Here is a 20,903-nt window from a genome sequence, read left to right as displayed (position 1 = left end):
GGGGACGCGTGGGATTCAAGTGGAGGCACCGGGCGTGGCCGGCGGCACCGCTGGCGCTGGCCCTGCTGGCGGCGACCGCCTGTACGAGCACGCCGGACGACGCCCGGGCGAAGCCGACGCGTGCGCCCTCCACGTCCGGAGCGCCCTCCAAGTCCGTGGCCCGGGTGTGCGCCAAGCCCGCGGCCGGGCCGGCGAAGGCGCCGGCGGGCGCGGTGACGGTCGACCCCGGGGTGGTCGGTGACCTGGCCGAGAAGACCGAGAACAGCCCTCCGGGCACCACGTTCTGGCTTCGACCGGGCACGCACACGCTCGACAAGGACCGCTACGCCCAGGTCATCGCCAAGAAGGGGAACCGCTACCTCGGCGCGCCGGGCGCGGTGCTCGACGGCCGGAAGACCAACAACTACGCGTTCAGCGGCACTGCCCCCGACGTCACCATCAGCTATCTGACCGTGCAGCGTTTCGTCGCGCCGCACGACGAAGGCGTGGTCAACCACGACATGGCCGACGGGTGGGTGATCGAGCACGCGACGATCCAGAACAACTCCGGCGCCGGGCTGATGGCCGGTGCCCGCCAACAGGTCCGGGCCAACTGCCTGCGCGACAACGGGCAATACGGAATGAACGCGTACAAGACCGGTGACACCATCCGCGACCTGGTGGTCGAGGGCAACGAGATCGTGGGCAACAACACCGACGACTGGGAGAAGCAGCGGCCGGGCTGCGGCTGCACCGGTGGCATCAAGTTCTGGGCCGTCAACGGCGCCGACGTCCGCGGCAACTGGGTGCACGACAACCGCGGCGCCGGGTTGTGGGCGGACAACAACAACAACGACTTCCGCATCGAGAACAACGTGCTCGAGGCCAACGACGGTGCCGCGCTGATCTACGAGACCAGCTACAACGCGGTCATCCGGAACAACACGATCCGGCGGAACAACTGGGTCGAGGGCCGCACATCCGCCGAAGCCGGCGACAGCTTCCCGTTCGCGACCATCTACCTGTCCGAGTCCGGCGGCGAGCCACGGATCCGGGCCCGCACGGACAAGATCGAAATCTATCGGAACGTACTGACGGACAACTGGTCCGGGATCACCCTGTGGGAGAACGCCGACCGGTTCTGCAACAGCCCGGCCAACACCTCGGCCGGTGAATGCACCTTGCTGGTGCCGGACATCGACCGCTGCGCACAGCCGGCGATCGCCACCGCACCGCTCTACGACGACTGCCGGTGGAAGACCCAGCGGGTGGACATCCACGACAACCGCTTCATGCTGGACGCGTCCGTCGTCGGGTGCACGGTGCAGTGCGGCCGCATGGCGGTGCTGTCCAACTACGGCACCTATCCGGACTGGTCGCCGTACCAGGGCGAACGGGTGGCCGAGGCGATCACCGACAAGCAGCACAACCGCTGGCACCGCAACGTCTACGTCGGGCCGTGGAGCTTCGTCGCCCACGACCCGAGCCGGACGCTGGACGTCCTGCAGTGGCAGGGCACGCCGTACCGGCAGGACACGGGCAGCACCTTCCGCCCACGGGCCGGTGGTTGAGATGGGCGGGGACATGACGCCCGGTGGGCCGCCGGGCGGACCGGCCGCGGCGGGCACGCGGCCCGGCGCCGAACCGCGCCCTGCCGGCACGCCGAAGACCGTCGGGGTGGTCTGGGGCCTGCTGGTCCTCAACACGCTCGGCTCCGCCGGGGCGAAGACCATCATCCCGCTGCCCCGCTCCCTCATCCAGATGGCCACCATGGGTGCGCTGGTCGCCGCGTTCGCGCTGGCGCTCACGCTCAATCTCCGGCTGCGCATCCGGCCCAGCGCCTTCGTGCTCCTGCTCACCCTGCTGCTGGTGCCGAGCTTGATCTCCAGCGCGGACCTGGCGTCAGGGTTCGGCGCGCTGTTCCGCTGCGCCCGGCTCGCTCTCTTCGTCGGCACACTGTGGCTGCTCAGCCGCTGGTGGGACGGCAGCCTGACGTTCGTCCGCTACCACATCCGGATGTACTTCGCGGTGCTCGCGTTGGTGATGGCCGGCCTGGTCATCTCACCGGGTGCGGCCATGCCCGAGCTCTACGGCGGGCGACTGGTCGGCGCGTTGTGGCCGCTCACCCCGCCGCAGATCGGACAGTACGCCGCGGTGATCATCGGGCTGACCGTGCTGCTCCTGATGGGCCGCCGGACCGACAGGGCAAGCGCGGCGATGATCATCGTGCCGTCACTCGTCCTGCTCGCGTTGACCCATACGCGGACGGCCACGGTCGGCCTGCTCCTCGGGTTGGCGTTGGCGATCGGCTCGCTCGTCCTGACCAGCGCCGCCGCCCGCCGGTTCTTCGCCTGGGCGGTGCTGTGCGCCGCGGTGGCCGCGGTGGGGTTCGCCGCCGCGCTACGGGCGTGGTTCCTGCGCGGACAGAGCCAGGAGAACTTCACCAGTCTCACCGGTCGGGCCAAGGTCTGGGACGCCCTGCTGGCAGCGCCCCGGACGACCGCGGAGAAGTTGTTCGGCATGGGTCTGGGCGACAAGTCGTTCGGCGGGCTGCCGATCGACAACAGCTGGCTGGCCGTCTACAACGAGCAGGGTCTGATCGGCGTCACCCTCGTGGCGGCGTTCATCCTCGTGCTGGGCGGTGTCGCGTTGCTGCGGCCGCCGTCGCTGCCGAGGGCCTGCGCGATCTTCCTGATCAGCTACGTCGCGATCTCGTCGTACACCGAGGCCGGGCTGGGCGACGCCTCACCGTATCTGCTGCATCTGGCCCTGGCCGCCTCGCTGCTGACGGCACCTGCCGCGACCACGCCTCTCCCGGCTCCTGCAGCCCCTCGACGACGTGTCCCGCGATGGGCCCAGAGATCGGAGGTGACGTGAGCATGCACGTCCTCGTGGTGCACAACCGCTACTCCTCGGCGCAGCCGAGCGGGGAGAACAGGGTCGTCGATGAGGAGGTGGGACTGCTGCGCGAAGCCGGCCACCGGGTCGAGGTGTTCGAGCGCCGCAGCGACGACATCGCCGCCCGGTCCCTGCTGGGCAAGGTCGCGGTGCCGCTGCTGGTGCCGTGGAACCCTGCGGTCCGCACGGAGCTCGCCGCCCGGCTCCGCGCCGAGCGGCCGGACGTGGTGCACGTCCACAACGTCTTCCCGCTCCTGTCGCCCGCGGTGCTGGCCGCCTGCGCCGACGCCGGCGTGCCCGCCGTCGCCACGCTGCACAACTACACCCAGGTCTGCCCGCCCGGCACGCTGCAGCGGGACGGCCGGCTGTGCACCGAGTGCGTCGGGTCGGCGGCGCCGCTGCCCGCCGTCCGGCACGGCTGCTACCGGAACTCCCGGCTGGCGACGGTGCCGCTCGCGGTCAGCCTGTCGGTCAACCGGCGGCGGTGGTGGTCCGGCGTGGACCGGTTCTTCTGCATCTCCGCGGCCCAGCGCGACGTCCTGGTGCGGTCCGGCATGCCGCCCGAGCGGCTGGCGGTGAAGCACAACTTCGTGCCCGACCCGGGCGCCTGCCGAGCCGGCGTCGGCGAGCAACTGCTCTTTCTCGGCCGGCTTGCGGAGAGCAAGGGCGTGCGCCTGCTCATGGCCGCGTGGGACGAGATCGCAGCGAGCGGCGGTGTGGGCGTACCGCTCATGATCGCGGGCGCGGGGCCGCTGGAGCGAGAGGTGACCGCCTGGGCGGCGGGCCGGGACGACGTGCGGTACGTCGGCCTGCTTGACCCGGCAGAGTGCCGGCAGGCCGTCGCGCGGTCGGTCGCCGTGGTGGCTCCCTCGATGGCCCTGGAGACGTTCGGCCTGGTGGTCGCGGAAGCCATGGCGGCGGGGGTCCCGACCGTCGCGGCCGGTCACGGCGCCTTCGTCGAACTCGTCGAGGACGGGGTGACCGGGCTGCTGCACCAGCCGGGCGAGGCCGCCTCGCTCGCGTCGTGCCTGCGCCGGATCACGGCCGATCCGTCCGGCAACCGGGAGATGGGCCGGGCGGCCCGGCGCCGTTACGAGCAGGGTTTCAGTCCGGCCGTCGGGCTGGAGCGTCTGGTGGAGGGGTACCGAGCCGCGATCGCGGGTCGGTCCGGCGGCGGGGACAGTGCGCCGCCGGTAGGAACGGAAACGCTGGCTCGCGGTGGGGACACCCGCGCGGGCAGGGATGGGGGCAGTAGATGACACGATGCCGACTCTGCGGCTCGACGGCGCTGGCGAGCGTCGTCGACCTGGGGGCGACCCCGCCGTGCGAGAGCTTCCTCGCCGCGGACCAACTCGACCGGCCGGAACCGGCGTACCCGCTGCACCTGCGGGTCTGCACCGACTGCTGGCTCGCGCAGATCCCGCCGCTGATCACGCCGGAGGAGACGTTCAAGGAGTACGCGTACTTCTCCTCCTACTCCACCTCCTGGGTGGAGCACGCGCGCACGTTCGTCGCCGGCGCCGTGCAGCGGCTGGGTCTCGGCCCCGAAGCCTTCGTGGTCGAGGTCGCGAGCAACGACGGGTACCTGCTGAGGCACGTGGTGGACCGGGGGATCCGCTGCCTCGGCATCGAGCCGTCGGTGAACGTCGGCGGCGCGGCGCGGGACGCGGGCGTACCCACGCTCACGGAGTTCCTGAGCCCGCAGACCGGCGCGGCCGTCCGCGCGGAGCACGGCCCGGCGGACCTGGTCGTGGCCAACAACGTGTACGCGCACATCCCCGACGTCGTCGGGTTCACCCAGGGGCTGCGCGCCCTGGTCGCCGACGACGGCTGGGTCTCCATCGAGGTGCAGCACCTGCTGACCCTGATCGAGGAGAACCAGTACGACACGATCTACCACGAGCACTTCCAGTACTACACGGTCGCGTCCGCGATCCGGGCGCTGGCCAGCGGCGGACTCACGCTCGTGGACGTCGAGCTGCTGCCCACGCACGGCGGCTCGATCCGGCTGTGGGCCCGGCCGTCCGAGGTGGCCGGCGAGCCGACGCAGCGGGTGGCCGACGTGCTGGCCCGGGAGAAGGCCGCCGGGCTGCAGGAGCTGTCGGGGTACACCGAGTTCTCCGCCCGGGTGGCCAAGGTGCGCCGGGACCTCCTGCGGTTCCTCATCGAGGCGGCCGAACGCGGCGAGACGGTCGTCGGCTACGGCGCCCCGGGCAAGGGCAACACCCTGCTCAACCACTGCGGCATCCGGCCCGACCTGCTCGCGTACACGGTCGACCGCAACCCCTACAAGCACGGCAGATTCACCCCGGGCACCCGCATCCCGATCCTGCCGCCCGAGCAGATAGCCGCAGACGAACCCGACTACGTCCTCGTCCTCCCGTGGAACCTGCGGGCCGAGCTGGTCGAGCAGCTGTCCTTCGTGCACGACTGGGGCGGCCGCCTTGTCTTTCCCATCCCGGAACTGAGCATTGTCGAGGTCGAGTCATGAAGGTCGTCCTGTTCTGCGGCGGTTACGGGATGCGGATGCGCAACGGCGTCTCCGACGACGTGCCCAAGCCGATGGCGATGGTCGGCCCGCGTCCGCTGATCTGGCACGTCATGCGCTACTACGCGCACTTCGGGCACAAGGAGTTCATCCTGTGCCTCGGGTACGGGGCGCACCACATCAAGAACTTCTTCCTCAACTACGAGGAGACGACGTCCAACGACTTCGTGCTGCGGGGCGGCAGGACCGAGCTGCTGTCCACCGACATCGCCGACTGGACGATCACGTTCGCGCAGACCGGCATCGAGTCCCCGATCGGGGAGCGGCTGCGCCGGGTGCGGCACCACCTGGACGGTGACGAGATGTTCCTCGCCAACTACGCCGACGTGCTCACCGACGCCCCGCTGCCGGAGATGGTCGACCGGTTCGCCGGGCGCGACGCAGGGGCGTCGATGATGGTGGTGCCACCCCAGTCCTCGTTCCACTGCGTGGAGTTGGGCGAGGACGGCCTGGTGGGGGGCATCACCGCGGTGAGCGACCTGCCGATGTGGGAGAACGGCGGCTACTTCGTGCTCCGCCAGGAGGTCTTCGACCACATACCGGAGAACGGGGACCTGGTCGCCGACGGATGCGCCCAACTGGCCAAGCGCGGCCGGCTGGTGGCGCACCGGCACCGCGGCTTCTGGAAGCCGACCGACACCGTGAAGGAGCGGGCCGCGCTCGACGACGCCTACGCCAGGGGCGACCGCCCGTGGGCCGTGTGGGAACAGGGCGCCGGAATGAGGACCGCATGATCCGGCTCAGCGCCGGGCGCCCGGACCGGATCGTCGCGGTGGGCGCGCACTGCGACGACATCGCCATCGGCGCCGGCGGCACGCTGCTGACCCTGTGCCGCGCGCGGCCGGGCATCCGCGTCGACGCGCTGGTGCTCTCCGGCGGCGGCAGCGAGCGGGAGCAGGAGGAGCAGGCCGCGCTCGCCGCCTTCTGCCCCGGTGCCGACCTGCGGCTGACCGTGCTCAAGCTGCCGGACGGCCGGCTGCCCGCGCACTGGGAGGAGGCCAAGGCCGCGGTCGAGGAGCTGCGCGAGCGGACCGAGCCGGATCTGGTCCTCGCGCCGCGTACCGATGACGCGCACCAGGACCACCGCGGCCTGGCGCGGTTGCTGCCCACCGCGTTCCGCGACCACCTCGTGCTCGGCTACGAGATCGTCAAGTGGGACGGCGACCTCGGCCGTCCGTCGGCGTACCAGCCGCTGTCGCCGGAGACCGCCGAACAGAAGGTGCGGCTGCTGCAGGAGCACTACCCCTCGCAGCGGCACCGGCCCTGGTACGACCGGGAGGCCTTCCTCGGCCTTGCGCGGATCCGGGGCATCGAATGCCACGCGCGCTACGCCGAGGCGTTCGCCGTCACCAAACTCACTCTCGACCTGGGGGAATGAACCTTGCGCGTACTGCTGACCGGACACCAGGGCTACCTGGGCACCGTGATGGCCCCGGTCCTGGCGGCCGCCGGGCACGAGGTCGTCGGTCTCGACGCCGGCCTGTTCGCCGACTGCGTGCTGGGCCCGGCGCCCGCGGACCCGCCGGGGCACCGGGTGGACCTGCGCGACGTCACGGCCGACCACGTGGCCGGGGTGGACGCCGTGATCCACCTGGCCGCGCTCTCCAACGACCCGCTGGGATCGCTGGCGCCGGAACTCACCTACGACATCAACCACCAGGCCTCCGTGCACCTGGCCCGGCTGGCCCGCGACGCCGGGGTGCGGCGCTTCCTGTACGCGTCGACCTGCTCCGTCTACGGCGCCGCCGGCGGTGACGACCTGGTGACCGAGGACGCCTCGCTGCGCCCGGTGACGCCGTACGCGGAGTCCAAGGTGCGCGTGGAGGACGACCTGCACGAGCTGGCCGACGGCGACTTCACCCCGGTGTTCATGCGCAACGCCACCGCCTTCGGCTACTCGCCCCGGCTGCGCGCCGACATCGTGCTGAACAACCTGGTGGGCCACGCACTCCTGTCCGGCGAGGTCCTCGTGCTCTCCGACGGCACCCCCTGGCGCCCGCTGGTGCACGCCGCCGACATCGCACGGGCCTTCACGGCCGCGCTGACCGCGCCGCGCGAGGCGGTGCACGACCGCGCGTTCAACATCGGCAGCGAGGTCAACAACGTCACGGTCGCCGAGATCGCCGAGCAGGTCGCCGAGGCGGTGTCCGGCGCGAAGGTGGTGATCACGGGCGAGACCGGTGCCGATCCGCGGTCGTACCGGGTGGACTTCTCCCGGTTCCGCGCCGCGATCCCCGGCTTCGACTGCGCGTGGACGGTGAAGCAGGGCGCGCTCGAACTCGCCGACGCCTACCGGAAGTTCGACCTGACCCGGGAGGACTTCGAGCAGCGCTTCACCCGGCTCGCCGTACTGCGCGCGGCGTCCGGCGCCGGCGAGGTCGACGACACCCTGCGGTGGCGCCGATGACCGCAGTCGGCGAGGAGATGCACGCGCTGGTGGAGCGGCTGTACCCGCTGTGCCGGAGCATCACCGGCGACGGTGTGCGCGCCACCCTGGAGATCGTCGGCGAGTACGTCCCGCTGCAGGTGCACGAGGTGCCGACCGGGACGCAGGTGCTCGACTGGACGGTGCCGCAGGAGTGGAACATCCGTGACGCGTACGTCGCCGACGCCGGCGGCAACCGGGTCGTCGACTTCGCCGCGTCGAGCCTGCACGTGCTCGGCTACAGCGTGCCGGTGTCGGCGACCATGCCGCTGGCCGAGCTGCGGTCGCATCTGCACACCCTGCCGGAGCACCCGGCCTGGGTGCCGTACCGCACCAGCTACTACAAGCCGGAATGGGGATTCTGCCTGGCGCAGGAGACCCTGGACGGGCTGCCGGACGGCGAGTACGAGGTCCGTATCGACTCCACGCTCGCCGACGGTCACCTCACCTACGCCGAGCACGTGGTCCCCGGGCAGGTCCCCGACGAGGTGATCGTCTCCTGCCACGTCTGCCACCCGTCGCTGGCCAACGACAACCTCGCCGGCATCGCGGTGGCGACGTTCCTGGCCCGCGCGCTGGCACAGGAGACGCCGTACTACACCTACCGGTTCATCTACGCGCCCGGCACCATCGGGGCGATCACCTGGCTGGCCCGTAATGCGGAGCGGGTGGACCGGGTCAAGCACGGGCTCGTACTGGCCTGCGCCGGCGACCCGGGCCGGCTGACGTACAAGCAGAGCAGACGCGGCGACGCGGAGATCGACCGGGTGATGCGACATGTCCTGACCGCCTCCGAACGCCCGCACCACGTCAAGGAGTTCACCCCGTACGGCTACGACGAGCGGCAGTACTGCTCGCCCGGGTTCGACCTCGGCGTGGGATCGCTCAGCCGGACCCCGTACGCCGGGTACCCCGAGTACCACACCTCGGCGGACAACCCGGACTTTGTCTCCCCGCAGGCGATGGCGGACACCCTCGCGGTCTGCCGCGAGGCGTTCGCCGTGCTCGACCGCAACCGGCGGTACGTCAACCTCAGCCCCTACGGCGAGCCACAGCTGGGCCGGCGCGGGTTGTACGACTCGCTCGGCGGCCGCAGCGACGCGCAGCAGGCCCAGATGGCCATGCTCTGGGTGCTCAGCCTCTCCGACGGCGAGCGCAGTCTGCTGGACGTCGCCGAGCGGTCCGGGCTGCCGTTCGACGCCGTCGCCGCCGCGGCCGGCGCCCTGCACGACGCCGGGCTGATCAAGGCATGACACCGATGACCACCGAGGGGGAGAATCCGCGGACGACGGCGGCACCGGCCGGGTCCGCCAGACGGGCCCTGGTCGGCCGGCTGTCCTGGGGACTGGCCGACCAGGCGGCCTCCAGCGTGAGCAACTTCGTGGTGGGCGTCTACGTCGCCCGCTCGCTGGGGGTGACCGCGTTCGGCGTGTTCAGCCTCGCCTGGGTGACGTACGGCGTGGTTCTCAACGTCTCCCGCGGGCTGGCCACCGATCCGCTCGTGGTGCGCTTCAGCGGCGTGCCGGACGCGTCCTGGCGCGGGGCGGTGGCCCGGTCGACGGGTACCGCACTCGGCGTCGGTGCGGCCATCGGCGCGGCGTGCCTGGTGGCCGGGCTCGGCCTCGGCGGCCGGGTGGGGCCCGCGTTCGCCGCCCTTGGTGTCGTGCTGCCGGGGCTGCTGCTCCAGGACGCCTGGCGGTTCTCGTTCTTCGCCGCCGGCACCGGGCGGAAGGCGTTCGTCAACGACGTCGTGTGGGGTGTCGCCCTCGTCCCGGCCATGGTGGTGGCGGCCCGTGCGGGCAGCGTGGCGGCCTTCGTGCTCGCCTGGGGCGCGTCCGCCACGGTGGCGGCCGGGTACGGCTACCTCCAGTCCGGCATCCGGCCCCGGCTGACCGAGGCGCGCGGGTGGCTCCGCGAGCAGCGCGACCTCGGCTACCGGTACCTGGTCGAGAACGTCAGCCTCAGCGGTGCGAGCCAGCTGCGGGCGTACGGGCTCGGCGCGATCGTCGGGGTGAGCGCGGTGGGTGCGGTGCGGGGCGCAGAGCTCCTGCTCGGCCCGTTCCTGGCGGTGCTCATGGGGCTTTCGCTGGTCACCGTCCCGGAGGCGGCCCGGGTGCTACGGAGGGCCCCGCACCGGCTCGGCACGTTCTGCCTCCTGCTGGGCGGGGGGCAGGCCGCCGCCGCTCTGCTCTGGGGCTCGGCGCTGCTGCTGATGCCCGGCCGGCTCGGCGAGCTGATGCTCGGCGGCGTCTGGCACTCCGCCTCGGAGCTCATCGTGCCGGTCACCCTCGGCGTCGCGGGCGCGGGCCTGGGCACCGGCGCGGCGGCCGGACTGCGCGCGCTCGGCGCGGCCCGGCGCAGCCTGCGCTGCCAGCTGTTCGCCTCCGCCTGCTACGCCGGCGGCGGGCTCGGCGGGGCGGCCGCCGCCGGCACGGTCGGCTCGGCCTGGGGCGTCGCCGCCGCGACCGTCTGCAGCTCGGCCGTGTGGTGGCTGCAACTGCGCTCCGCCCTGCGCGAGCACCACCGCGATCCCATCCCCGAAGTGAGGACCTCATGACCGCCCAACCCAGGCTGAGCATAGGCCTGCCCGTGTACAACGGCGAGGAGTACCTGGCCGAGTCGCTCGACGCCCTGCTCGGCCAGACCTACGAGGACTTCGAGCTCGTCATCTCCGACAACGCCTCGACCGACGGAACCCAGGAGATCTGCCGCAAGTACGCCGCGCGGGACTCGCGCATCCGGTACCTCCGGCTGCCCCGGAACATCGGCGCCGCGCCGAACCACAACCATGTGTTCACCGAGTGCCGCGGCGAGCTGTTCAAGTGGGCCTCGCACGACGACCTGTACGCCCGGGACCTGCTGCGGCGCTGCGTGGAGGCGCTCGACGAACGGCCGGACGTGATCCTGGCGCACGCCGACCAGGCGGTCATCGACGCCGACGGCAAGGTGAAGGTCCCGTACGAGTACACGCTCGCCACCGGCTCGCCGCACGCGCCGGAGCGATTCCGCAGCATGCTGTTCGAGCCCGGCGGCGACGACTTCTACGGGGTGATGCGTGCCGACGTGCTGCGCCGGGTGAAGCCGCACGACAGCTACCACCACGCGGACCGCACGTTCGTCAGCGAGATCGGCCTGCACGGGCCCTTCCACCAGGTGCCGGAGCTGCTGTACTTCCGCCGCGACCACCCCACCCGCGCCGAGCGGGCGAACCCTTCCAAGCGCTCCCGGTGCGTCAACCTGGACCCGCGCCGGGCAGGCCTGCTGCACCCGACGCCCCGGCTGCTCGCCGAGTACGTCTGGGGCTTCGCCTCGGCGATCCGGCGCGCGCCGTTGTCCGCGGCCGACCGGCGTGCCTGCTACCGCCACCTGGCCGCATGGATGACCAGCCGGGTCCGGCCGGGCGCCGGCGAGCGGGTCGAGGACCGCGCCCCGGTCGACCCGGGTCTGCTCACCGTCTCCGTCGACGCCCTCGTCGCCGGCCGTGAGGGGAGGCGGACATGACGGCCGCGGCCGGGGCACCGGTGCGCGTCGGGGTGTTCGGCCTGCTCGGCTCCGGCAACCTCGGCAACGACGGATCGCTCGAGGCCGTGCTCGGGTACCTCCGCGCCGAACACCCCGAGGCGGTCGTGGACGCGCTGTGCGGCGGACCCGAGGCCGTGACGACCCGGTTCGGGATCCCCGCGACGCGGCTGCACTGGTACCGCGGGGAGTACCTGACCGCCTCGCGTGCGGGCGCGGTCGCGGGGAAGGGCCTGGGCAAACTCGTCGACGTCTTCCGCACCGCCGCCTGGGTGCGCCGGCACGACGTGGTGATCGTCCCGGGCATGGGCGTCCTGGAGGCCACGCTGCCGCTGCGGCCGTGGGGCTTCCCGTACTCGCTGTTCCTGCTCTGCGCCAGTGGCCGGCTGCTGCGCACCCGGGTGGCGCTGGTCAGCGTCGGCGCCGCGACGATCGGCGACCGGCCGACCCGGGCCCTGGTGCGCTGGTCGGCGCGGCTGGCCGCCTACCGGTCGTACCGGGACGCGCAGTCCCGCGACGCGATGCGGGCGATGGGCGTGGACACCGCGCGCGACGAGGTCTACCCGGACCTCGCGTTCGCCCTCCCGGCGCCACGGTCGGGCGGACCCGACAAGCTCTCCGTCCCGTCGGCGCCGCAGGGCCCGGTCTGCGTCGGCGTCATGGACTTCCACGGCGGCAACGACGATCGTGCCCGGGCAGACGAGATACACCGGCGCTACCTCGACGGGACGATCCGGTTCGTCCGCGCGCTGGTCGAGGAGGACCGGGCCGTCCGGCTGCTCACCGGTGACGAGTGCGACACGTCGGTGGTCGCCGCGATCCTCGACGCGGTGGACTCGCCGCTGGTCACCGCCGCCGAGCCGTCCTCACTGGCCGACCTGATGAAGGAGATGGCGGCTGCCGACACCGTGGTGGCGGTCCGCTACCACAACCTGATCTGCGCGCTGAAGACCGGTACGCCGGTGCTCGCCCTCAGCTACGCGGCGAAGAGCGACGCGCTCATGGCGGAGATGGGCCTCGGCGCGTACTGCCACCCGGCGCGCGAGGTCGACGCCGACCGGCTGCTCGAGCAGTTCCGTGCGCTGGAGAAGCGTTCGGCCGAGCTGCGGCGGACCCTCACCGAGCGGAACCTGGCCGCCGCCTTGCGACTCCAGCACCAGTTCCACTCCTTGACCGCGGCCCTGTTCCCTGCGGCCGACCACGCCCACACCTCGCGGAAGGCCCCATGAAGGCGACCCAAGTCCCGGAGATCACCGGCGCGTACCTCTTCGAACCGACGCCGTACGCCGACGAACGCGGCTTCTTCTGCCGCACCTTCGACGCCGACGTGGTCCGCTCGGTGGGCCTCGACCCGGACGCCTTCATCCAGGACAGCCTGTCCCGCTCGGTCCGGGGCGTACTGCGCGGCCTGCACCTGCGCTCCGGTGCCGGCGAGGCCAAGCTGGTGCGGTGCTCGTACGGGAGGATCTTCGACGTCGTCGTGGACCTGCGGCCGGACTCGCCGACGTACCGCAACCGGGCCACCTTCGAGCTGTCCGGCGAGACGCAGGTGACCCTGTACATCCCGGCGGGGTGCGCGCACGGCTTCCAGGCGCTGACCGACACCGCCGACACCTCGTACCGGATCGACCGCCCGCACGATCCGGCCGAGGACGTGACGATCGCCTTCGACGACCCGGAGCTCGCCATCGCCTGGCCGCTGCCGGTCACATCGATGTCCCAGCGGGACCGGGAGGCGCCGAGCCTCGCCGAGGTCCTCAAGCACCAGGAAGGTTGAGGTCGGCGTGTACACCGAAGACACCGAAGAGTTGCTCCTGCCCCGGTCGCGGATGGCGAACGAGCGGCTGCACGCCATGATCCCCGGGGGCGCGCACACCTACGCCAAGGGCGACGACCAGTACCCCGAGAACCTGGCCCCGGTCATCAGCCACGGCCAGGGTGCCCACGTGTGGGACGTCGACGGCAACCGGTACGTCGAGTACGGCTCCGGCCTGCGGTCGGTCAGCCTCGGCCACGCCCACCCACGTGTGGTCGAGGCCGTGCGGCGGGAACTCGGCCGCGGCAGCAACTTCGTCCGGCCGTCCATCGTGGAGGTCGAAGCCGCGGAACGCTTCCTGGCCACGGTGCCGACCGCCGAGATGGTGAAGTTCGCGAAGAACGGCTCGGACGCCACCACCGCCGCGGTGCGCCTCGCCCGCGCCGCCACCGGGCGCCCGCGGGTGGCCCTCTGCGCCGACCATCCCTTCTTCTCCGTCGACGACTGGTTCATCGGCACCACGCCGATGTCCGCCGGTGTCCCGGCGGCGTCCAACGAGCTCACCGTGGCGTTCCCTTACGGGGACCTGGCCGCCACGGAGGAGCTGCTCACCCGGTACCGGGACGAGGTCGCCTGTCTGATCCTCGAACCCGCCACCCACACCGAGCCGCCGCCGGGGTACCTCGCCGGCCTGCGCGAGCTGGCCGACCGGCACGGCTGCGTACTGATCTTCGATGAGATGATCACCGGCTTCCGCTGGTCCGAGGCGGGCGCCCAGGGCCTGTACGGCGTCGTCCCCGACCTCTCCACGTTCGGCAAGGCGCTGGGCAACGGATTCGCCGTCTCCGCACTGGCCGGGCGCCGCGATCTGATGGAGCGGGGCGGGCTGCGGCACTCCGGCGACCGGGTGTTCCTCCTGTCCACCACGCATGGTGCGGAAACGCACTCCCTTGCAGCCGCGATGGCCGTGCTCACCACCTACGTCGAAGAGGGCGTCACCGCGCGGCTGCACACCCTGGGCGAGCGGTTGGCCGCCGGTGTCCGCGACGCCGCGGCCGCCATGGGCGTCGGCGACCATATCGTCGTCCGGGGCCGGCCCAGCAATTTGGTCTTCGCCACCCTCGACGAGAACCTGCAGCCCTCGCAGGAGTACCGCACCCTGTTCCTGCACCGGCTCCTCGCCGGCGGGGTGCTGGCCCCGTCGTTCGTGGTGAGCAGCGCGCTCAGCGACGCCGACATCGATCACACCGTCGACGTGGTGGCCCGGGCATGCGCGGTGTACAGGAAGGCACTGGACGCCGCCGACCCCACCCCCTGGCTGACCGGACGGCCGGTGAAACCCGTGTTCCGCCGCCTGGCGTGACGGGGCGTCAGCGTTGCTCCAGCCGACCGGCGTCGGCCCTTCCGCCGGCCGCCCCATCGGCCGTCCCGTCGGCCAGCCGGTCGGCCAGCCGGTCGGCCATCCGGTCGGCCATCCGGTCGGCCATCCGGTCGGCCATCCGGTCGACCAGCCAAGCGGTCGCCGGTATCACGGCCAGCGCGGTGCACCCACCGCCGAGGGCGTCGGTCGGGTAGTGCGCGCCCAGGGCGACCTGCGCCCAGCCCATGGCGGCGCCGGCGACCAGCGCCGCGGCGAGCACGAGTGACGTGCCGACTGTCCTGCCGAGGCGGAGCCGGTCGGCGGCGAGCAGCGCCACCACGAGGGCGAGCGCGGTGGCGAAGGCGGTGTGCCCGCTCGGATAGGACAGGTTCGCGCCGTGGATGGTGCGTCCCACCACGGACTTGAGCAGCGTCGTCGTCCCCACGGTCAGGCCCGCGCCAGCGACGACGAGCACCGCCGCGCGAGGACGCCGAAGCAGCAGGCAGCCCGTCACGATGGCCACGAGCAGCATCACCGCTCCCCTGGGCTCCCCCAAGAAGTCCGTGGCCAGAGCGACGTTCCGCCACGACTCCTGCACACCGTCCACGGCCGCCGAGATCCGCGCGTCCACCCTGCCGGGCTCGCTGTCGCCCGCATACAGGACCCCGAGCACGAGGACCATCAGCGCCGCGAGGGCCGCGATCGGCCCGAGCCACGTACGCAGCGAAGGAGGCAGCACCGCGGGCCCCGTCCGGCGGGTCACGGGCCCACCGCGTCCGGCCGATGGCACGGTCCCGCGCCGCGGCCCCCTTCGTGGTGACGGTCGATCCGGACTCCCCGCACGTCGTCGCAGACCGTCCGGCGGATGCGATGCACCTCTCCGTCCCGTCGGGGCCGACGCCACGTCACGCGCCCCTTCCGTGATGCCGTGCCCCCGGGAACTGCCCGCTGCCGGCCGCCGACACGGCCGGGATCGTCAGTCGCACGGACTGCGCACGGCTCGACCGGGCACGATGACCAACACGTCGAGCGCGAACGGAGCCGGGCCGACTTCCGGGCCCGCTCCGGCCTTCGGCTCCTGCCGGCGCCAACTCCCCACCAACGACCCCCCGTCGTGTCCGGCGTGGCCCTCGCGGGAGCCATCAGCCCGTGCGGCCCACCCTAACCAACAACCCGGTCGCGGCAAACCGCCGTCGGAGCGTCCGCGGGTCAACACTTGGCGAACTTCGGATTGGTGTCACCCTCCTGCGGGCCCCGACGTGCGCCGGGGCACGTTGTGGGCTCAGACGGCCTCTCGGGCCGGTTCGAGGATGGCCACGCACTCCACGTGGTGCGTCATCGGGAAGAGGTCGAACGCGCGCATCCGCCGCGGGGCGTACCCGGCCGCGGCGAAGTAGCCGAGGTCGCGGGCGAGGGCGGCGGGGTCGCAGGCGACGTAGGCGATGCGGCGGGGGCCGAGGGAGGCGACGTGCTCCACGGTGGCGCGGCCGGCGCCGGTGCGGGGCGGGTCGAGGACGACGAGGTCGGCCTCGGTGATCCCGGTGCGGGGCAGTACGGACTCGACCTTGCCCTGCTCGATGCGGACGCGGTCGAAGTCGGCCAGGTTGTGCCGGGCGTCCTCCACGGCGCGCTTGCCGGACTCGATGCCGAGCACGGCGCCGGTCTCGCCGACCCGCTCGGCGAGGGCGCCCGCGAACAGGCCCACGCCGCAGTAGAGGTCCAGGGCGGTCTCGCCCTTGCGCGGCATGAGGCCCTGCATGACGGCCTCGACCAGGAGCCCGGGGGCCTGGGGGTGGACCTGCCAGAAGCCGCCGGAGCCGACGCGCCAGGTGCGGTCGATCGCGCGCTCGCGCACGAAGCCGCGGCCGTGCACGCGGTGGACGCCGTCCTGCTCGTCGACGCGCAGGACGGAGACGGGACGGTCCAGCTCGACCAGGGGGAGCCGGCCGCCGGGGCGCGGGGTGAGGATCACCTGGCGGTCGGAGGAGCCGGTGGCGGCGATGGCCTCGACCGAGGCGATGCCGGACCAGTCGCGGGACTCCACGCCCAGCTCGCGGACGCCGGGGGCGGCGATCAGGCAGCGGTCGACGCGCTCGACCTCGTGCGAGCGGTGGCGGCGCAGGCCCGCGTGGCCCTCGGCGTCGACGGCGTACTGGACACGGGTGCGCCAGGCCGGGACCTCGCCCTTGGCGACCTTGTCGCCGGGGGCGGGTTCGACGGTGCCGTCCCAGCCGGCCTCCTCCGGGGTGAGGTGGGCGAGCCGCTGCAGCTGCTCGGTGATCACCTGCACCTTGAGCCGCCGCTGCGAGCCGGGGGCGGCGTGCTGCCAGTCGCAGCCGCCGCACTTGCCGGGGCCGGAGAACGGGCAGGGGGCCTCCACGCGGTCCGGGGAGGCCTGCAGGACCTCCACGGCGTCGGCGCGCAGGAAGCGCGAGTCCGGGCCGCCCTCGGTGATCTCGGCGATGACCCGCTCGCCGGGCAACGTGTGCCGGACGAAGATCACCTGCGGCCGGTCGTGGCCCGGCAGGACCGTCCTCGCGATGCAGTGGCCGCCGTGCGCCACCGGGCCGACCTCGACCTCGTAGCGCTCGCCGACGAGGGCGTCGGCCTCAGGGGCCTTCGTACGGTGCTGCATGACGGAACAGGCTCCTGGGGGCAGGGGGCGGGGAAGGACGGCAGCTCACCAGTCTACGGCCCGCCGCCGCCCCCGGTTCACGCCCGCCCGCTGGGCTCCCGGTGCCGCTTGGACGGCCCCGCCTCGCCGCGGCGCACGGAGCCCGGCGCGTTCCACTCGGCGCCCTTGCGGGCCCGCTGCTTGGCGCGCTCGGAGGACTCCAGCTGCCAGGGCACGGAGGTGACCATGACGCCGGGGGTGAACAGCAGCCGGCCCTTGAGCCGCAGCGCGCTCTGGTTGTGCAGCAGGTGCTCGTACCAGTGCCCGACCACGTACTCCGGGATGAAGATCGACACGACGTCGCGCGGGCTGCTGCGGCGCAGGCTCTTGACGTAGTCGATGATCGGCCGGGTGATCTCGCGGTACGGCGAGTCCAGCACCTTCAGCGGCACCTCGATGCCGCGGCGGTGCCACTCGGCCTGCAGCGCCTTGGTGTCGGCCGGGTCCACGTTGATGCTGAGCGCCTCCAGCGTGTCCGACCGGAAGAGCTTGGCGTACGACAGGGCCCGCAGGGTGGGCTTGTGCACCTTGGAGACCAGGACGATGGAGTGCACGCGGGAGGGCTTGACCTCCTCCTCACTGCGCTCCTCGGCCGCCGCGAGTTCGCTGGAGACCCGGTCGTAGTGGCGCCGGATGGCGGTCATCATGCCGTAGAAGAGGACCATGCCGAGGACGGCGACCCAGGCGCCGTGCGTGAACTTGGTCAGCAGCACGACGACGAGGACGAGCCCGGTGAAGAAGGCGCCGAAGGTGTTGATCGCCCGGGAGCGGACCATGTGGCGGCGCACGGCGGGGTCGGTCTCGGTCGCCAGGTGCCGGTTCCAGTGCCGGACCATGCCGATCTGGCTGAGGGTGAAGGAGACGAAGACGCCGACGATGTACAGCTGGATCAGCCGCGTCGAGTCGGCCCCGTAGATGTAGACCAGCACGCACGCGAAGGCGGCGAGCAGCACGATGCCGTTGCTGAAGGCGAGCCGGTCGCCGCGGGTGTGCAGCTGGCGCGGCAGGTAGCGGTCCTGGGCGAGGATCGAGCCGAGCACCGGGAAGCCGTTGTACGCGGTGTTGGCGGCCAGGAACAGCACCAGCGCCGTGGCCCCGGCCAGGAAGATGAAGGGGATCGACCCGTCGCCGAAGACGGCGGAGGCGACCTGGGCGATCACCGGGTCCTGGGTGTAGCCGGGGCCGACCGGCTTGCCGTTCACCAGCAGGTCGGCGGCCGGGTTCTCGGCCATGCGGACGTTGGTGTTGAGGGCGAGCGCGATGATGCCGCAGAACATGGTCACGGCGAGGACGCCCATCAGCGCCAGGGTCGTCGCGGCGTTCTTGGACTTGGGCTTCCGGAAGGCGGGCACGCCGTTGCTGATCGCCTCGACGCCGGTCAGCGCGGCACAGCCGGAGGAGAAGGCCCGCAGCAGGAGGAAGACGAGCGCGAAGCTCGCGAGTCCGGTGTGCTCGGCCTTGATCGTGTAGCCGGCGGTCGGCGCGTGCATCTCGTCGCCGATCGCGATCCGGAAGATCCCCCAGGCCAGCATGCAGAAGACGCCGAAGACGAACGCGTAGGTGGGGATGGCGAAGATCGTGCCCGACTCGCGCACGCCGCGCAGGTTCATCAGCATGAGCAGGACGATCATGCCGATGGCGCCCAGCACCTTGTGCTCGACGAAGAACGGCACGGCGGAGCCGAGGTTCTCCACGCCGGAGGCGACCGACACGGCCACGGTCAGGACGTAGTCGACCAGCAGCGCGCTGGCCACGGTGAGCCCGGCGCGCGGGCCGAGGTTGGTCGTCGCGACCTCGTAGTCGCCACCGCCGGAGGGGTAGGCGTGCACGTTCTGCCGGTACGAGGCGACGACGGTGAACATCAGCACGACGACCGCGACCGCGATCCAGGGGCTGAAGTGGTAGGCCGACACTCCCGCGATCGACAGGACCAGGAGCACCTCTCCGGGCGCGTACGCCACGGAGGACAGCGGGTCGGAGGCGAAGACGGGGAGCGCCAGCCTCTTCGGGAGGAGCGTCTCTCCGAGCCTGTCGCTGCGGAGCGCCCGCCCGATCAGGATCCGTTTCGGAAGGTCGGTCAGTTTGGACACCCCGCGATGTTAGAGGATCGTCAAGATTTCCGATCCCCCGCCCACCTATCAAGGGCTTACGTGCGTGTGTAGCTTTGGGCGCGGTCTGAGACCCTGAGGGGGATCGGCCGGAATTGTTGGCAGCCGGAAGGACGGTCGTGCACGTCGTGATTATGGGGTGTGGGCGAGTGGGTTCCACTCTCGCGCACTCCCTTGAGCAGCAAGGTCATACAGTGGCCGTGATCGACCAGGACCCGACGGCGTTCCGCCGCCTGGGCTCCGGGTTCAGCGGACGCCGCGTGACCGGGGTCGGATTCGACCAGGACACGCTGCGCGAGGCCGGCATCGAGGAGGCGGGCGCCTTCGCGGCCGTCAGCAGCGGTGACAATTCCAACATCATCGCGGCCCGGGTGGCACGGGAGATGTTCGGGATCGAGAACGTCGCCGCCCGGATCTACGACCCCCGGCGGGCGGAGGTGTACCAGCGCCTGGGCATCCCCACCGTCGCCACCGTCCGCTGGACGGCCGACCAGATGCTGCGCCGCCTGTTGCCGTCCGGCGCGGAGCCGCTGTGGCGCGACCCGAGCGGGGGTGTGCAGCTCGCCGAGGTGCACACGGACACCGCCTGGGTGGGCCACAAGATCAGCAGGCTCCAGGAGGAGACCGGAGTGCGCGTGGCGTTCCTCACCCGGCTGGGCGAGGCGATGCTCCCCACGTCGGAGACGGTCCTGCAGGAAGGCGACCTGGTGCACGTGATGATGCGCACGGGCGAGGTCGAACAGGTCGAAGCGGCATTCGCAAAGGGCCCTGAGGAGGCGCACCGGTGAGCGACGCACGCGCGGCCGCCGGGTCGCAGACGACGAACAAGGCGCGCTTTCGCCGCGCGGGCGGAGAAGCGAGCGAGGTGGCACTGTGAGGGTCGCCATTGCCGGGGCCGGGGCGGTCGGCCGCTCCATCGCGGGTGAGCTGCTGGAGAACGGCCACGAGGTCCTGCTGATCGACAAGAACCCGACCTCGATCTCGGTGGAACGGGTGCCCCAGGCCGAGTGGCTGCTGGCCGACGCCTGCGAGATCACGTCGCTGGACGAGGCCGCGCTGCAGCGGTGCAACGTGGTGATCGCCGCCACGGGCGACGACAAGGTCAATCTGGTCGTCTCGCTGCTCGCCAAGACCGAGTACGGCGTCCCGCGCGTCGTCGCGCGGGTGAACAACCCCAAGAACGAGTGGCTGTTCAACGAGGCCTGGGGCGTGGACGTGGCCGTCTCCACCCCGCGCCTGATGTCGGCGCTGGTGGAGGAGGCGGTGAGCGTCGGCGACCTCGTCCGGCTGATGCGCTTCAGCCAGGGCGACGCGAACCTGGTCGAGCTGACCCTCCCGGAGGAGGCCGCGCTGGTGGGCACCCGGGTCGGGGAGGTCGCCTGGCCGGAGGACACCTCGCTGGTCACGATCATCCGCGGCCACCGCGTGCTCACCCCGTCCAAGGACGACGCGCTCGAGGCGGGCGACGAGCTGCTGTTCGTCGCGGCCCCGCATCGCGAGGAGCAGCTGGAGGACCTGCTCTCGGTGCGCAGCGCCGAGGCCGGTGCGTAAGGCGTAGGACGTACAGGCCGTACGCACGAGGGGGGGGGGGGGCCCCCGGGGTTGGGGCCCCCCCCCGGGGGGGGGCCGCCGCGGC

The 20,903-nt window shown here is 72.1% G+C and carries 18 protein-coding genes; 15 read left to right on the top strand and 3 right to left on the bottom strand.

The genetic code is table 11. The annotated features are described in order from the left end of the window. The first annotated feature begins 8 nt into the window (after window positions 1-8). From ACFV3E_RS10480 to ACFV3E_RS10420, 13 genes are read left to right on the top strand one after another with little or no spacing between them, the layout of a single operon-like run. The gene (locus ACFV3E_RS10480) at window positions 9-1,550 is read left to right on the top strand and encodes a right-handed parallel beta-helix repeat-containing protein (protein WP_500534292.1); all 1,542 of its coding nucleotides are present in this window, start codon (window positions 9-11) and stop codon (window positions 1,548-1,550) included. A 1-nt stretch (window position 1,551) separates the two neighbouring features. Next, window positions 1,552-2,856 carry an O-antigen ligase domain-containing protein gene (locus tag ACFV3E_RS10475; protein WP_500534291.1) on the top strand — a complete coding sequence of 435 codons (1,305 nt, stop codon included), beginning with the start codon at window positions 1,552-1,554 and terminating at the stop codon, window positions 2,854-2,856. Between the two features lie 2 nt (window positions 2,857-2,858). Beyond that, window positions 2,859-4,136, top strand: a complete 1,278-nt coding sequence (locus ACFV3E_RS10470) for a glycosyltransferase family 4 protein (protein WP_500534452.1) — start codon at window positions 2,859-2,861, stop codon at window positions 4,134-4,136. Further along, a complete protein-coding gene (locus ACFV3E_RS10465) occupies window positions 4,133-5,368 on the top strand; it encodes a class I SAM-dependent methyltransferase (RefSeq protein WP_500534290.1) in 1,236 nt (411 codons plus the stop codon). The genes ACFV3E_RS10470 and ACFV3E_RS10465 overlap by 4 nt, the downstream gene beginning before the upstream one ends. Further along, a complete protein-coding gene (locus ACFV3E_RS10460) occupies window positions 5,365-6,159 on the top strand; it encodes a sugar phosphate nucleotidyltransferase (RefSeq protein ID WP_500534289.1) in 795 nt (264 codons plus the stop codon). Before ACFV3E_RS10465 ends, ACFV3E_RS10460 begins: the two co-directional genes overlap by 4 nt. Continuing rightward, window positions 6,156-6,803, top strand: a complete 648-nt coding sequence (locus ACFV3E_RS10455; protein WP_500534288.1) for a PIG-L deacetylase family protein — start codon at window positions 6,156-6,158, stop codon at window positions 6,801-6,803. The genes ACFV3E_RS10460 and ACFV3E_RS10455 overlap by 4 nt, the downstream gene beginning before the upstream one ends. Window positions 6,804-6,806: 3 nt before the next feature. Continuing rightward, window positions 6,807-7,832 carry an NAD-dependent epimerase/dehydratase family protein gene (locus ACFV3E_RS10450; protein WP_500534287.1) on the top strand — a complete coding sequence of 342 codons (1,026 nt, stop codon included), beginning with the start codon at window positions 6,807-6,809 and terminating at the stop codon, window positions 7,830-7,832. After that, on the top strand, window positions 7,820-9,103 hold the full coding sequence (locus ACFV3E_RS10445; RefSeq protein ID WP_500534286.1) for a DUF4910 domain-containing protein: 1,284 nt from the start codon (window positions 7,820-7,822) through the stop codon (window positions 9,101-9,103). The genes ACFV3E_RS10450 and ACFV3E_RS10445 overlap by 13 nt, the downstream gene beginning before the upstream one ends. Beyond that, window positions 9,100-10,407 (top strand): hypothetical protein, encoded by a 1,308-nt coding sequence (locus tag ACFV3E_RS10440; RefSeq protein ID WP_500534285.1) that lies wholly within the window; start codon window positions 9,100-9,102, stop codon window positions 10,405-10,407. Before ACFV3E_RS10445 ends, ACFV3E_RS10440 begins: the two co-directional genes overlap by 4 nt. Continuing rightward, window positions 10,404-11,351, top strand: a complete 948-nt coding sequence (locus ACFV3E_RS10435; RefSeq protein ID WP_500534284.1) for a glycosyltransferase family 2 protein — start codon at window positions 10,404-10,406, stop codon at window positions 11,349-11,351. Before ACFV3E_RS10440 ends, ACFV3E_RS10435 begins: the two co-directional genes overlap by 4 nt. After that, window positions 11,348-12,598, top strand: coding sequence for a polysaccharide pyruvyl transferase family protein (locus ACFV3E_RS10430; RefSeq protein WP_500534283.1), 1,251 nt, complete (start codon window positions 11,348-11,350; stop codon window positions 12,596-12,598). Before ACFV3E_RS10435 ends, ACFV3E_RS10430 begins: the two co-directional genes overlap by 4 nt. Further along, window positions 12,595-13,146, top strand: a complete 552-nt coding sequence (gene rfbC / locus ACFV3E_RS10425) for a dTDP-4-dehydrorhamnose 3,5-epimerase (protein WP_500365593.1) — start codon at window positions 12,595-12,597, stop codon at window positions 13,144-13,146. Before ACFV3E_RS10430 ends, rfbC begins: the two co-directional genes overlap by 4 nt. Window positions 13,147-13,153: 7 nt before the next feature. Then, window positions 13,154-14,488, top strand: a complete 1,335-nt coding sequence (locus ACFV3E_RS10420) for a glutamate-1-semialdehyde 2,1-aminomutase (RefSeq protein WP_500534282.1) — start codon at window positions 13,154-13,156, stop codon at window positions 14,486-14,488. Window positions 14,489-14,495: 7 nt separating this feature from the next. Here the strand turns inward: ACFV3E_RS10420 and ACFV3E_RS10415 are convergent, their stop codons facing one another. The 3 genes from ACFV3E_RS10415 to ACFV3E_RS10405 form a co-directional block, all read right to left on the bottom strand. Further along, window positions 14,496-15,248, bottom strand: a complete 753-nt coding sequence (locus ACFV3E_RS10415) for a phosphatase PAP2 family protein (RefSeq protein ID WP_500534281.1) — start codon at window positions 15,246-15,248, stop codon at window positions 14,496-14,498. A 519-nt stretch (window positions 15,249-15,767) separates the two neighbouring features. Then, window positions 15,768-17,120 (bottom strand): class I SAM-dependent RNA methyltransferase, encoded by a 1,353-nt coding sequence (locus ACFV3E_RS10410; protein ID WP_500534280.1) that lies wholly within the window; start codon window positions 17,118-17,120, stop codon window positions 15,768-15,770. Window positions 17,121-17,197: 77 nt separating this feature from the next. Continuing rightward, on the bottom strand, window positions 17,198-19,249 hold the full coding sequence (locus tag ACFV3E_RS10405; RefSeq protein WP_500534279.1) for an APC family permease: 2,052 nt from the start codon (window positions 19,247-19,249) through the stop codon (window positions 17,198-17,200). A 137-nt stretch (window positions 19,250-19,386) separates the two neighbouring features. On the opposite strand from ACFV3E_RS10405, the gene ACFV3E_RS10400 reads away from it, so the two are divergent. Together ACFV3E_RS10400 and ACFV3E_RS10395 are read left to right on the top strand one after the other, a co-directional pair. Then, window positions 19,387-20,055 carry a potassium channel family protein gene (locus ACFV3E_RS10400; protein ID WP_026251763.1) on the top strand — a complete coding sequence of 223 codons (669 nt, stop codon included), beginning with the start codon at window positions 19,387-19,389 and terminating at the stop codon, window positions 20,053-20,055. A gap of 85 nt (window positions 20,056-20,140) precedes the next feature. Further along, the gene (locus tag ACFV3E_RS10395) at window positions 20,141-20,818 is read left to right on the top strand and encodes a potassium channel family protein (protein ID WP_499514519.1); all 678 of its coding nucleotides are present in this window, start codon (window positions 20,141-20,143) and stop codon (window positions 20,816-20,818) included. The last annotated feature ends 85 nt before the right edge of the window (window positions 20,819-20,903 follow it).

Origin of the sequence: Streptomyces sp. NPDC059718, assembly GCF_042733315.1 — a bacterium.
In the GTDB taxonomy this organism is placed as follows: domain Bacteria; phylum Actinomycetota; class Actinomycetes; order Streptomycetales; family Streptomycetaceae; genus Actinacidiphila.
This window is presented reverse-complemented; position numbering and strand designations above follow the sequence as displayed.

Excerpts from the sequence above, each read along its gene's own strand:
- ACFV3E_RS10465 (WP_500534290.1), top strand. The coding sequence starts at position 4,133 with ATGACACGATGCCGACTCTGCGGCTCGACGGCGCTGGCGAGCGTCGTC.
- ACFV3E_RS10440 (WP_500534285.1), top strand. The coding sequence starts at position 9,100 with ATGACACCGATGACCACCGAGGGGGAGAATCCGCGGACGACGGCGGCA.
- ACFV3E_RS10460 (WP_500534289.1), top strand. The coding sequence starts at position 5,365 with ATGAAGGTCGTCCTGTTCTGCGGCGGTTACGGGATGCGGATGCGCAAC.
- ACFV3E_RS10410 (WP_500534280.1), bottom strand. The coding sequence starts at position 17,120 with ATGCAGCACCGTACGAAGGCCCCTGAGGCCGACGCCCTCGTCGGCGAG.
- ACFV3E_RS10475 (WP_500534291.1), top strand. The coding sequence starts at position 1,552 with ATGGGCGGGGACATGACGCCCGGTGGGCCGCCGGGCGGACCGGCCGCG.
- ACFV3E_RS10455 (WP_500534288.1), top strand. The coding sequence starts at position 6,156 with ATGATCCGGCTCAGCGCCGGGCGCCCGGACCGGATCGTCGCGGTGGGC.
- ACFV3E_RS10470 (WP_500534452.1), top strand. The coding sequence starts at position 2,859 with ATGCACGTCCTCGTGGTGCACAACCGCTACTCCTCGGCGCAGCCGAGC.
- rfbC (WP_500365593.1), top strand. The coding sequence starts at position 12,595 with ATGAAGGCGACCCAAGTCCCGGAGATCACCGGCGCGTACCTCTTCGAA.
- ACFV3E_RS10430 (WP_500534283.1), top strand. The coding sequence starts at position 11,348 with ATGACGGCCGCGGCCGGGGCACCGGTGCGCGTCGGGGTGTTCGGCCTG.
- ACFV3E_RS10435 (WP_500534284.1), top strand. The coding sequence starts at position 10,404 with ATGACCGCCCAACCCAGGCTGAGCATAGGCCTGCCCGTGTACAACGGC.